Annotated in this window: 9 protein-coding genes (1 of these 9 cut by a window edge); 8 read left to right on the plus strand and 1 reads right to left on the minus strand. The window is 52.7% G+C overall.

Translation table 11 applies throughout. The features are described 5' to 3' along the window. Positions 1–34 precede the first annotated feature (34 nt). The 6 genes from R6H26_RS02430 to R6H26_RS02455 all read left to right on the plus strand — a co-directional run bounded on the left by R6H26_RS02430 (position 35) and on the right by R6H26_RS02455 (position 10147). Positions 35–193, plus strand: coding sequence for a hypothetical protein (locus R6H26_RS02430; RefSeq protein WP_404788021.1), 159 nt, complete (start codon positions 35–37; stop codon positions 191–193). Positions 194–382: 189 nt separating this feature from the next. Then, the gene (locus R6H26_RS02435; protein ID WP_404788022.1) at positions 383–2083 is read left to right on the plus strand and encodes a hypothetical protein; all 1701 of its coding nucleotides are present in this window, start codon (positions 383–385) and stop codon (positions 2081–2083) included. Positions 2084–2127: 44 nt separating this feature from the next. Continuing rightward, positions 2128–2589 carry an ester cyclase gene (locus tag R6H26_RS02440; RefSeq protein ID WP_404788024.1) on the plus strand — a complete coding sequence of 154 codons (462 nt, stop codon included), beginning with the start codon at positions 2128–2130 and terminating at the stop codon, positions 2587–2589. A 672-nt stretch (positions 2590–3261) separates the two neighbouring features. Then, complete coding sequence (locus R6H26_RS02445) at positions 3262–4848, plus strand: IS5 family transposase (protein ID WP_404783413.1); 1587 nt, start codon at positions 3262–3264, stop codon at positions 4846–4848. A gap of 523 nt (positions 4849–5371) precedes the next feature. Further along, positions 5372–6835 carry an efflux RND transporter periplasmic adaptor subunit gene (locus tag R6H26_RS02450; RefSeq protein WP_404788026.1) on the plus strand — a complete coding sequence of 488 codons (1464 nt, stop codon included), beginning with the start codon at positions 5372–5374 and terminating at the stop codon, positions 6833–6835. Positions 6836–6856: 21 nt separating this feature from the next. Then, positions 6857–10147 carry an efflux RND transporter permease subunit gene (locus tag R6H26_RS02455; protein WP_404788028.1) on the plus strand — a complete coding sequence of 1097 codons (3291 nt, stop codon included), beginning with the start codon at positions 6857–6859 and terminating at the stop codon, positions 10145–10147. A gap of 29 nt (positions 10148–10176) precedes the next feature. Here R6H26_RS02455 and cbiD read toward each other — a convergent pair whose 3' ends face one another. Continuing rightward, positions 10177–11313 carry a cobalt-precorrin-5B (C(1))-methyltransferase CbiD gene (gene cbiD, locus R6H26_RS02460; protein WP_404788030.1) on the minus strand — a complete coding sequence of 379 codons (1137 nt, stop codon included), beginning with the start codon at positions 11311–11313 and terminating at the stop codon, positions 10177–10179. Positions 11314–11475: 162 nt separating this feature from the next. Between cbiD and psb27 the strand changes: the two genes are divergently transcribed. Both psb27 and R6H26_RS02470 read left to right on the plus strand, forming a co-directional pair. Beyond that, entirely contained in the window at positions 11476–11883 is a 408-nt protein-coding gene (gene psb27, locus R6H26_RS02465; protein ID WP_404788032.1) for a photosystem II protein Psb27, read from the plus strand. A 128-nt stretch (positions 11884–12011) separates the two neighbouring features. Then, positions 12012–12147, plus strand: partial view of a twin-arginine translocase TatA/TatE family subunit gene (locus tag R6H26_RS02470; protein WP_404788034.1) — the 5' portion only. 26 nt of this gene lie beyond the right edge of the window; 136 of the gene's 162 nt are visible here — the first part of the coding sequence; it begins with the start codon at positions 12012–12014; its stop codon lies off the right edge, out of view.

The following is a 12147-nucleotide window of genomic DNA, read 5'->3' on the forward strand; positions in this document are numbered from 1 at the left end:
TCGTTTCATTGCAAACCCATTGGGTTGAAACGGTATGGAATTTTTTGACCCCACCAGCCATCCCATTCGACCCAGTCAGATTTGCGAACTCATCAAGCAGTATATTCTGCTAGAAATGTGTCGCTGTTGGGGGTTGTGCCACGAGCATCGTCCCTCACAATTTCACCATTATTCGTCGCTACGATCTCCCTAGAACAATACGGAACGCTTTTGGAACGTTTTTGGAACGCCTCTCTCGATACTCTGAACGTATCAAAGGCTCTGCACTATAACATCGGCCTTGGGATGAACTGATTTGACCCACAGAGATCTCTTGCCTAACATCCGAGCGATCGATGATTTTCTTATTTACTAAATCGCAATATTACAGGAGAGCATTTCTATGAAATCTAGCGCTGTATTTTTAAGCCTCCTCGCAACGATTGGATTATCAACTTACACCCTGGGTTCGGGTCGTTGGGCGATCGCCCATTCCCCCAGCCGATCTGCGATCGCCCCAATGCTGGCCAAAAATGCACCCGCAACCCGCGCCCCTCTTTATGAAGGGCTGAGTGCCTACAACTATCCCATTTCCACCAAAAATGGATTGGCACAACGCTACTTCAACCAAGGGTTGCTCCTCGCTTACGGCTTCAACCATGCAGAAGCCGCCCGTTCCTTTCGGCAAGCCGCCAACCTCGATCCCACCTGCGCCATGTGTTATTGGGGAGAGGCACTGGTCCTAGGGCCTAACATCAACGCTTCAATGGACAAAGATGCCGTATCGCCTGCCTGGAGAGCGCTTCAAACCGCGATCCGGCTCGGCAAATCGGCTAAGCCTCGGGAAAAAGCGTTGATTCAAGCTCTAGCCAAACGCTATACCCCGCAGCCGCCAGCGGATCGCAAACCCCTCGATTTGGCCTACGCCAATGCCATGCGCGAGGTCGCGCGACGCTACCCTGCCGATCTAGATGCAGCAACCCTGTTTGCCGAAGCGTTGATGGATACAACGCCTTGGGATTACTGGCAAGAAAACGGCCAGCCCAAACCAGAAGCTGTTGAAATTCTCAAAACCCTAGAGGGCGTTTTAGCTAAAAACCCCAATCATCCCGGTGCGAATCACCTTTATATTCATGCAGTTGAAAAAGAGCGACCGGAACTGGGTTTGCCCTCTGCCGATCGCCTGATGAAGCTGTTTCCCAATGCAGGACACCTCGTCCACATGCCGTCCCATATTTACATCCGCACCGGGCGCTATCGCGATGCGGTTCTGTCCAATCAATTGGGCATTAAGGCAGATGATGCTTACCTGGCAAAAACCAAAGCGCAGGGGATTTATCCCCTCGCCTATAAGCCCCACAACCATCACTTCCTCTGGTTTGCGGCTATGATGGCGGGACAAAGCAAAGTGGCGCAGCAGGCCGCAGAACACACGGCTAAAGTCGATCCCAAATTAATGGGAGAAGGGGAGTTAGCTGGAGCGTTGCAGCACTATTCCGTCATTCCCCTGTTCGCGTTCATTCGATTCGGCCAGTGGGAGAAGATTCTCGCAACGCCTGCTCCGACGCTCTCCTATCCAAAAGGCATTTGGCACTACGCGCGCGGCATGGCTTTTTTGGGCAAAGGGCAATCCGCACAAGCTATGCAGGAATTGAATCAGTTGCGGGAGATCGCCGCCGAACCCGTCCACAAAGAACTCAAAATCTGGGGGTTTAACACCACGGGTAACGTTTTGGCCATTGCGACGGCAGTGCTATCAGGGGAACACGCCGCAAAACAGGGTGATGGGGAAATGGCGATCGCCCATCTCAAAACGGCGGTGAAACTTGAGGATGCTCTGGTCTATACCGAACCGCCGGACTGGTATCAACCCACTCGACAAGCGCTAGGGGATGTTTTACTGAAAACTGGAAAGGCGATGGAAGCAGAACGGGTCTATCGAGAAGATTTGAAGATTTATCCCGAAAATGGCTGGTCCTTGAATGGATTGGCTCAGAGCTTGCAAGCGCAAGGTAAAACTAAAGCCGCGCAATCCGTGCGGATGCGCTTTCAATCTGCTTGGAAACATGCAGATTTCCCGCTGACGGCATTGCGGTTTAAATAGAACGCGATCGAGTGTTTCCAAATGATGTTAGGCAGGAGCTGGTGATGAATGCGCGAGAAATTGTAGAAATATTTGTCGAACAGCTCTGGAACCAACGCCAACTGGCGCTGGCAGACGACCTTTTCCCTGCTGATTTTGTAGCAAAACCGATCGCCTACCAGTCCCTTTGGCAGGGAACGGGGCCAGAGAGCATGAAGCATCACGTTCGAGAATGGCTGGCAGGGTTGCCAGACCTACAGATGAATACCATCGCCATGATGGTTCGGGACGATCGAGTCTGGTCTAGATGGGAAATGACGGGAACGCACGAGGGCACCTTGTATGGCATTCCACCTACGGGAAAAACCATTAAAGCCCTTGGCGTAACCCTTTTTGAAATTGCAGACAACAAGATTCGATCGCTAGAAACGATATTTGATGGCTTGGGACTCATGCAACAATTGGACGTTCTCCCCGATGCTGCAACCCTAATCGAGAATTATCTCATTGCAAGCCAAGCAAGATAGTGCTACGGATGGCCTGCAATCGAATCGATCGCGTCTCGATCGGGTTCTGGACTAGCAGGTTGCATCTATTGCTGGAGCCAGACGGATACTGACCCTCCGTTGCAACGAAATTCGCCCCAACCGCCTGCATTTGTTCGAATGGGGTTCTTAACGTGTTGCGTAATGTTCTGAAAGACAGTACTAGGTTTTCCAACTTCTATCCACTGACTGCCACTGGGTCCATAAGAGGCAGTTTGAAAAGTTTCCTAGACATTACACTCGCCCCCCTAGCCCCCCAATTCTGGGGGGAAATAAGCCTAGTCTTTGCAAATAACCCTTGTTTTCGGCGTTCTCCCCCCAGAATTGGGGGGCGGGGGGGCTAATGCAGGGACGAATGAGGCTTTTAAAACTGCCTCTAAGTAACTCTTCTAAATGAAGCTTCATCGGTCAATAGATAGACGATCTGAAAATTAAATTCAAGTACAATACTTGTCCGAAAGTTGTGTGGCGAGCGAACGCCTTTCCTTCTCCCATTTTTCCCAATAGATTTCCACTTGCGATGCTTGAGGGTTAAATAGGGCTTGCTGAAAAAGTATAGAACGTAGGGATTACAGTTCATCTGTCCGAACAAGGGGGTTGAAAAGTGCAAGAAAAAAGGCGAAAAATAGTCAAACCCCTTGCACTTGAGTCGGCATGTATCGGACTTCACCCCCAGGCCAACTGTCCTTTGAGAACTTCTACCTGCCCTTCGGCGGCAAATTGTCCCGTGACAATCGCTGGGTAAAGCTGGCTAAACTCATCCCGTGGGAAACAGTAGAAGCGAGTTATGCCGACCAGTTTAGTGCCACGATGGGCGCACCAGCCAAACCGTTTCGAGTCGCATTGGGAACCCTCATCATCAAAGAGAAGCTCGGCACCAGCGATGAAGAGACCGTGGAGCAGATCCGCGAGAACCCATACTTGCAGTACTTCTTGGGATTTAGCGAGTATCGGGATGAAGCGCCATTTGACTCATCCCTGTTGGTTCACTTTCGCAAACGCCTGAGTCTGGAGCTAGTGGGTCAGGTCAACGAAGCCGTCGTGCAGAAGATGCAAGGAGTGGCAGAAGCTACTGAATCACAGATGGCGGTATCGAGTGAAGCAGCATCTGAATCAGACCGTGATGACGATGAGCCACCCTCCCCCAATCAAGGGCAGCTCATCTTAGATGCGACCTGTGCCCCTGCGGATATTCGCTACCCGAGCGACTTGAGCTTATTGAATGAGGCTAGAGAGCAGAGCGAAGCCATCCTAGATGCCCTCTACGTCCAAGTGAGCGACCAATTTAAGACCAAGCCTCGCACCTACCGAAAGCTCGCGCGCAAAGCGTATCTATCCATCTCGAAGCAACGAAAACCCAGCCGTCAACTCAGGAGAAAAGGGATTCGTCAGCAACTCAACTATCTGGGTCGCAATCTCAAGCATATTGATATCCTCATAACAGCTGGGGCATCCTTGGCACAACTGAGTCGGCGTCAGTATCGCCTGCTGTTGGTCATCACTGAAGTCGTCAGGCAACAACGAGCCATGTTTGACGCCAACATCCGTCGCATCGATGACCGGATTGTGAGCATCGCCCAGCCCCATGTGAGGCCCATTGTGCGTGGCAAAGCAGGCGTGCCCGTGGAGTTTGGTGCAAAGCTATCGGTCAGTTGTATCAACGGCTGTGTGTTTCTAGACCGGCTCAGTTGGGACAATTTCAATGAGTCGACCCATCTCCAAGACCAGGTGGAAGCTTATCGGGCTCGGTTTGGCTGCTATCCCGAGTCGGTTCATGCCGACCAGATTTATCGCACTCGCGCCAATCGCAGTTGGTGTAAGGCGCGTGGTATCCGATTGAGTGGCCCGCCTTTGGGCAGGCCGAAGCAAGACCCATCGGTGCAGGCTCAACTCAAGCGACAGGCGCGTCAAGATGAGAAAGTCCGGGTCTGGATTGAAGGTAAGTTTGGTCAGGCCAAGCGACGCTTTTCTCTGGCACGGGTGATGGCGAAATTGGCCCACACGGCTCAAAGTGCCATTGCGATTACGTTTCTCGTGCTCAATTTGGAGCGTTGGCTCGCTGGGCTCTTAGCCTTGCTTTTTTGGCTTTTCGATCTGTGTCTGCAAGTCCTTCATGGCGGGATGGAGCGTGACGAAGCCGCTCAGCTGACGATGGGAGAATCGATGTCCTTTGTGTCCATTACTGAGCATTCATATCCAGCTATGTCTGAATTGGCGATCGCGTTGCCAATCTCAGTCTGAAATGACTTTTTCAGCAAGCCCTAAATAACAAGCTCGGTTGTAGCTGCATGCAGATCTGCATGCATTTTGTGTCTTGAAGGTCGTGAGATGTGCCAGTCTAGGAACGCCTTTCGATCGCAAACCAGCTCGTCTCTGAAGTGAATCGGCGGTTAACGGCTGGTTAAGGAGCTGTCGGCGATGTCGTGGCTTAGGCTTCTGGCGTAGAATGAACTAGATTTTTCAACGAAAAGCATCGAGATTTAAATTGCTATGATGTTATGAAGTTTAATCGCCGAAGATATAGTCCTGTTGGTTTTACGGTAAGAAATCGGTGCTGCTGCTGGTTTTATCGATGAGCACCTATTACAAGACCTGTTGTAAAAATGAATTTTAGCCTCTCACGCTAGTCGGGTGTTACGACCCAAGACTCCAGCCAGCTCCAAAATTTTAGAGTCACCTACAATCGTCTACCCCAGGCAACAATCTCGTTTTGGGCAGTTTGTTTTGTCTCGATTGTTAAAGTTGTGCCCAAGGAATTATCCCTATGAGCAGTCAAGATACACATCAAACCCTAGACTTACAGACGAATGCTGAAGATGCGGTCGCGAATCCGCACGGTTTAGAGTCGGACTTGCCAACTCCGCCGCCCCAACGCGGTCCCCGGCGCTTTATCGTGCCGTTGATTCTAGGGTTGCTGGTGCTGGGCGGTCTAGGCTGGGTGCTCTTCAATCGCGTTATTTTGCCCATTCTGATGTTCAGTCAGATGGCACCGCCGCCGCCTATTGCCGTGCCCCTCGGTCGGGCAAAGGTCACAACAGTTGAAGAAAGTTCTGACTACGCGGCGACGCTAGACTCTCGACAGTCGGTTACGTTACAGCCCAAAGTGCCAGGCCAGATTTCAGCAATTTACGTGCGAGCGGGCGATCGCGTCCAAGCGGGCGATGTTCTGCTCCAGATCGATGCCGATCGGCAGCGGGCTCAAGTCGCGAGCCGAGGGGCCGGGGTCAATACTGCAGCGGCTGAAGTAGAGACTGCCAAAGCCGATGTTGCCAGTGCTAGAGATACCCTCAGATCCCTTCAGGCAAAACAGGCCGCCGCTCAAGCCAACGTGCAGCTCAATCAGGCGGACTACAAACGGTATCAAGCGTTGTATAAAGCTGGTGCAACCAGCCTGCAAAGCCTAGAGCAAACGCGCAATGCCATCCAAACCGCTCAGGCAGAACTCAATCAGGCTAAAGCCGATGTCCGAGCGCAAATATCGGCGATCGCCAGAGCTGAAGCCCAGGTGGTTCGCAATCAACAGGCCGTGGCACAAGCTAGGGCAGATGTCTCCGAAGGCAGAGCGCAACTTCAGGATTACACGGTTACCGCACCCTTCTCGGGAGTAGTGGGCAACATTCCTGCAAAATTAGGCGATACCGTCAGCGAAACGACCCCCTTGCTGACCCTTACCCAAAATCAGCAGCTCGAAGTTCAAATTCAAGTGCCGCTGGAGCGAGCGTCAGCCTTGCGTCAAGGTCAGCCCGTAAAGCTGCTAGACGATCGCGGAAAAGCCATACGCACGGGGCAGATTTCTTTTATTGCGCCCAACGTGGACTCCGCCACTCAATCGGTGCAAGCAAAGGCAATCTTTGCCAACGCGGGCGATACGCTGCGTACCTCGCAATTCGTCCGCGCGCGGGTCGTCTGGAATACGCGTCCGGGACTTCTCGTCCCCACCACTGCGATTTCTCGTTTGGGGGGTAAAGATTTTATTTTTGTCGCGCAACCTTTTCAAAACTCTGGCTGTAAGGCTGTAGCCCAAGGCGAGGGTGGCGGCGCACCGACAAAAGTCGATCCGAATCAAACCGTTGCGGCTCAAAAGCCGATCCGACTCGGTAAAATCATCGGCAACGATCAAGAGGTCTTGGAAGGGCTGAATGCCAGCGATCGCATCGTCACCTCCGGCATTCTCCAACTGCAAAATTGCCTCCCCATTGCTCCAGAAAAACCCGTTGGCGCGGGGTAGTCCTTTCATTGGCCCGGAATTATGATTTTTTCTATTTCCGACTTCTTCATCAGACGACCCGTCTTTGCAACGGTTTGCTCGCTTATTATTGCCCTGCTGGGGCTGGCTTGCATTCCCACGCTACCCGTAGCCCAATATCCAGAGATTACCCCGCCCCAAGTGAGCGTGACCTCTAACTACGTCGGTGCCAATGCGGAAGTGGTGGAATCCACCGTGACTAACATTTTGGAACGAGAATTAAATGGGGTGGAGGGGCTGCGCTACATCAAATCTACGAGTGCTAATGATGGCACCAGTAGCATCAACCTCACCTTCGATCTGGGCAAAAATCAAGACTTAGCAGCCGTTGACGTACAGAACAAAGTCTCGACGGTCTTGTCGCGGTTGCCGGGGCCAGTGACGCAGACGGGGGTGCAGGTCACGAAGGCCAACAATAATTTTCTGCTGGCGATCGGACTTTACTCGGACAGAGATCCAAAAACAGGGAAGGATGTCTACGACGATGTCTATCTCAGTAACTACGTCGATCTTTACATGGGAGACGCGATCCGGCGGATCAAAGGCGTAGGGGGGCTCCAGATTTTTGGAGAACGCAAATATGCCATGCGCATTTGGCTGGATCCAGAACGTCTGGCGGGTCGCGGGTTGACGCCTCAGGATGTCGTGAATGCCCTCCGCCAGCAAAACCTTCAGGTGGGCGCGGGCCAAATTGGGCAACCCCCCGCTGCCCCCGGCCAGCAGTATCAGTATTCCGTCACTGCGAAAGGCCGCTTTGAAAGCGCAGAAGAATTTAACAATTTGGTGGTTAAAACCACTACTGCGGGGACCCTCGTGCGGCTTAGAGATGTAGGTCGCGCTCAACTGGGGGCGGAAAATTACGGTTCGGTGCTGCGCTTTACGCCAGCAGATCGCGTGACCCATCGCGGGGTTGGTTTGGGCATCAACCAGCAGTTTGGCAGCAATGCGCTGGATGTGGCCCATGCGGTGAAGGAAGAAATGAAAGTGCTTTCCCAAAGCTTTCCGCCGGGGATGCAGTACGACATTGCTTTCGATACCACGACCTTTATTGAGGCTGGAGCGGAGGAGGTCGTGATTTCCCTGGTACAGGCGGTGTTGTTGGTGGTGCTGATTCTCTACCTATTTTTGCAAGATTGGCGCTCGGCCCTCATTACGTCCATCGTGATTCCGATCGCCTTTATCGGGACGTTCATCTTTGTCAAGCTCTTGGGGTTTTCCATCAATACCCTCACTCTGTTTGGCTTAACCTTGGCCACGGGGCTGGTGGTCGACGATGCCATCGTGATCGTGGAAGATATTTCCCGCCGCATTCAGGATGAGGGGATGCGGCCCGTAGAAGCGGCCATCGCCTCTATGAACACCCTCTTTGGGGCTGTGATTGCTACGTCAATCGTGTTGATGACCGTATTTGTGCCCGTCGCATTTTTCCCAGGAACCACAGGACAGCTTTACAAACAGTTTGCGCTCACCATTACGTTCTCTGTGGCGGTTTCCACCTTTAATGCCGTTACCTTCACGCCCATGTTCTCTGCGCTCCTGCTGCGCCGAGGGCAAGCGCCGAACAATCGGTTCTTTAACGGTATTAACTGGGCGATCGACAGCGTGCGAGAGTCCTATCGACGAATGCTGGGGAAGGTCCTTCGCGTCAAGTTTATCGTGCTGGTCGGCTTTTCCTTAGCGCTGGTGTTGACCTACTGGGTCTATACCGTCATCCCTAAAGCCTTTATTCCCGATGAAGATCAGGGCTATTTCATCACCATCGTTCAGGGACCGGAGGGGGTTTCCCTCGACTATACGGAAAAAGTCCTAGGCCAAGCCGAGGCTATCCTGAAGCAGCAGCCTGAAGTTCAGAGCATTTTCTCCGTCGGCGGTTTTAGCTTTAGCGGTGCCACGCCCAACAACGGTCTCATTTTCTGCCTGCTGAAGCCTTGGGGAGAGCGGACTCGACCGGAGCAATCCGTGGCTGGCGTGGTGGGAGGATTTTTCCCGCAGCCCACGGGGCTATTCCCAAAGCTGTCGGGCATTCAAGAAGCCACGGTTATCCCCTTTACGCCGCCGGCCATCCAGGGCTTAGGGAATTTTGGCGGATTTGAATTCCACCTTCAAGATCGGATTGGCGTCGGGTTTAATACCCTGGGAGAAGTGCTCAATCAATTTATCGGTCGAGCTGGAGCGTACCCTTCGGCTCAAAGCCCGCAAATCACAGGGTTAAGACCGACTTTTAATGCCAATACGCCGCAAATTACGGTGGAAGTCGATCGCGTCCGCGCCAACCAACTGCAAGTTTCTGTAGAAGATATCTTCAATACGCTTCAGGTGTTTCTAGGATCCACCTATGTCAATGACTTTAACCAGTTCAACCGCGCTTATCGCGTCTACGTCCAGGCCGACAGCCAATTCCGCTCTAACCCAGAAGACATTAATAAGCTCTACGTGCGCTCCCAATCTGGAGCCATGATTCCCCTGGGCAATTTAGTTAAGGTCACTCAGACGATCGGCCCTTCTATTATCAGCCACTACAATCTATTTCGCTCCGTGGAGATCAATGGAGCATCGGCACCTGGTTCCAGTTCCGGTCAGGCGATCGCCGCGATGGAAGCCGTCGCCAAGGAAGTATTGCCCAAGGGCTTTAGCTTTGAGTGGTCGGGTATCTCGCTGGAGGAAGTGGAATCCGGCGGGGCTGCGGTGGTCATTTTTGCTTTAGGGATTGTGTTTGTGTTTCTAACCCTGGCTGCCCAGTATGAGAGCTTTATCGACCCCATCATTATTATGTTGACGGTGCCCCTGGCCATTTTGGGGGCATTGATGGCAATTTGGCTGCGGGGAACTTCCAATGATGTCTATACCCAAATTGGGCTTGTGATGCTGATTGGGATGGCGAGTAAAAATGCCATCTTGATCTTAGAGTTTTCCAATGAAATGTACGAGAAGGGAATGAGTCTGACAAAAGCAGTGTTGGAAGCTTGTTCCGAGCGATTGCGCCCCATTCTAATGACGGCCATCTCCACGGCGATCGGGTCGGTGCCGTTGTTGATCGCGACGGGACCTGGGGCAACAGCGCGGCAATCTTTAGGCACGGCGATCGTCGGAGGGATGCTGTTTGCGACGGTACTGAGTTTGTTTGTGGTACCCGTGCTGTATATCGTCATTAAGACGCTGGCCCTGCGGTACCTGCATCCGCCTGAAGCAGCGATCGCCGAAGGCGAATTCGGTCCCGAACACAATGGAGATGGGCTGATGCGGGATACAGCTCATGCGTTTGCCGAGGGGGACGGACATAAAGAACGCCTGTGAAGCCGTCTGCGAAGCCGTAGCGATCGCTGCTAACCGTGCGAGCTCGTGCTGGCCCGATCCAATAACTTTTGTCCGGTCTCGCTCACTGCAAAAATCTGGCGATCGCGGTCGAATAAAGCACACCCGATCTGTACCTGTCGCTCGCTGTGGGTGTAGATGTAGCGCTGAGATCGCGTTTCGATGGCTGTTGCAATAGATTGATAAACTCGAGCAACCCAAGGTTGGGCCATCTGTCGTTCGAGCTGCCGTAGGTATGCCAGCCCGTCCTCAGCGGACGCGCGCTGAAGTAAGGTCTGGAGTTCTGGCACGGACAGCCCTGCTGCGACGCCATGGGCCGTCAAAATTTCCTGGCGACCGTCCGCCACGTGATGGTGGGTGTGAAAAATCCCGCCCGCCAGCTTGATCAGTTTGCCGTGGTAGCCCAGCAGCAAAATGGACTTTATGCCTTGGATGCCTGCTTCGACTAACAGAGGGCCAAGCCAGTTAGCGGTCTTGACCAAACAGGTTTCTGGGATGCCTAGCCGCCGAGATAAATCGAGACCGTTCTCGCCAATACAAAACACGAGAAGATCGCGCCGAGCTGCTTTGTCTTGCAATTGCGCTCGAAAAATTTCCAGTTGCTGGGGCGCGCTCAGGGGATGGGAAAGGCCCGACGTGCCCAATAAAGAAAGCCCTTCTACGACTCCAAAGGCTTCATTAGAGGTGCGTTTGGCTAAAGCACGCCCCTCCGGCAAGAGCAATGTGACCTGAATGCGATCGCCTTCTCGCAACTGCTGGTTTAAGTTTGTTTCGATGAGCTGCCGCGCGTAGGCATAGATCGCGGATGGGCCAGATCCGTTTTCCTGACGTCCAATCCCCTCTCCCCCCACAATTGAAACCGATTGGGTTTGGGTTGGGGGTGCCCATTCGACCATCGCCCAAATCGGCGTATGGCGGGTTAAGTCTAAGTTGTCGCCCGGATCGCTGCGCGCGATCGCGAGGGAAACGCCCGGTTTGAGTCCGCAGGCGTTTTCAATCTCCACTCGAGCGAGTTGGGCCGGATCGACTAAATCGAGAGTAACGGTGTCGAGGGCGATCCTCTTATAAAGCCAGTGGAGAGCGGCGATCGCCGCACCGCAGGCAAAGACAGGAAGCGTATATCCAGTGCGAGGAACTAAGTCAGACATCTTAAACGTTCCTTAAGTGGGGATCGGTTCTGCCCCGTGGAGGAGAAAATGAACCGATGAATGGTTTATTCTGGAAAGACCACTGCAACCATTCGAGATATGGCGAATTGATGCCATCTAGCTTGCCGACCCACGCCATGTTTTTGAGAGAATCCGAAGCTTATGAAGCGCTTTTTTGCATTTTTCCTGAGTGTTGCTCTGTCAGCCTCTTTGTTCCTAACGGGTTGCTCCGGGGCAACGTCAACAGGTCTGTCCGGCAACTACCGCCAAGACACTTTAACATTGATTAGTAGTTTGCGGACGGCCATCGAGCTGCCTGAAGGTACCCCAGAAAAGTCTGCTGCCCAAGCCGATGCAAAAGCCAAGATTAGCGATTTTATTTCCCAATATCGTCGGCAGTCTTCGGTAGCGGGACTCAGCTCGTTTATGACAATGACAACGGCACTGAATGGCTTAGCGGGTCACTACAGTTCCTATCCCAATCGTCCTCTGCCGGAAAAACTGACAAAGCGTTTAGAACAGGAGTTCAAGCTGGTGGAAGGCTCTTTGGATCGCGAGTCCCCCGCTTAGCTATCTCCGATCGTTACTCAAATCTCCACTTTCATCGAATCGCAGTCTGAAAGTGGAGATGATTAACTACGGATTTACGGATTTGTAAATCTAGTTGAGTTGGTTTAGTCAGTTGTAAAGGTCAACTTATGTTTGGTTTAGGTTGGTTAGAGGTTGGCATTATTCTCTTGGTGGCGGTCCTGATTTTTGGACCCAAGCGCTTGCCAGAGCTAGGAGGGGCTCTCGGTAAAGCACTGCGCGGCGTGAAGGAAGAAATTCAGTCTA

It is taken from the genome of Altericista sp. CCNU0014, from assembly GCF_044923475.1.
GTDB lineage: Bacteria > Cyanobacteriota > Cyanobacteriia > Thermosynechococcales > Thermosynechococcaceae > JAAURS01.